The sequence below is a fragment of the Bradyrhizobium sp. 31Argb genome (assembly GCF_043638955.1).
Taxonomy (GTDB): Bacteria; Pseudomonadota; Alphaproteobacteria; order Rhizobiales; family Xanthobacteraceae; genus Bradyrhizobium.
The window spans coordinates 1-743 of sequence record NZ_JBEGDB010000663.1 but is presented as its reverse complement, the minus strand read 5'-3'; the positions used below and the strand labels follow the sequence as shown (position 1 = coordinate 743).

The 743-nt window shown below is 56.4% G+C and carries 1 protein-coding gene; it reads right to left on the bottom strand.

Translation table 11 applies throughout. The features are described 5' to 3' along the window. Positions 1–145: 145 nt before the first annotated feature. Complete coding sequence (locus AAFX91_RS42150) at positions 146–454, bottom strand: hypothetical protein (protein ID WP_051397369.1); 309 nt, start codon at positions 452–454, stop codon at positions 146–148. Between the last annotated feature and the right edge of the window lie 289 nt (positions 455–743).

Sequence of the window (743 nt, the reverse complement as noted above, 5' to 3'; positions counted from 1 at the left end):
ATCATGCGCTCCGTCTATCAAACGGAGCAGCCCCTTCCAACTAAGCACGTGGTCCCACAATCGGGGTCCATTTCAATCATCTGAAGGCTATCCGCGCGATTGGCGAACTTCACATTCGAACGCCACAGCACGAACTTGCCGCTCTTTAGTCGTGAAGCTGCTTGCGATACCCGGAGAGGCTTCTCCATCGACTTACTTGGGCGGAACTGGTCGGCCGACAGAAGGATACAAAATGCGCGGGTTGGATGATCCGGCTGCAAAAATGTCCGTTCGCGCGAGAGCTCAACCCGGCCTCGAGCCGGATCGTCTGAATGAGCGGTGCTGCAATCTCGTTGCCCGGCAGACGGAAGTTTGCGGCAATAGTGGGACTGATGTTGACCGCTGCTGCTATTCCGAGCAGGAGCAGGATCAGGATTAAGGTTGCATTTATCAGGATCAATCGGGCAAGCCTCATTGGGAGTTCTTTCGGAGCGGGGCGGCTGCGACCACTTTGGCCGCGGCGGCTTATGCTCCTCATCCCAGCAATCGGCGTGCCGCTCGCGGAATATGATGCGCGCCTTGCGCCATAGCAGCCAAACACGCTTAAGCGCCAGCGTGGCTGTTGAATTGCGGCGGAATGGCCTCAGCGCCGTGTCAGCTTCCGACTTCGGCGTCTTCAACCGAACATCTCTAGGCCGTGTGGACTCTTGGGATTCTCAAATCAGATTGAACGTGATTCAAGGCTTTCTTTTAGGAGGAAGCCT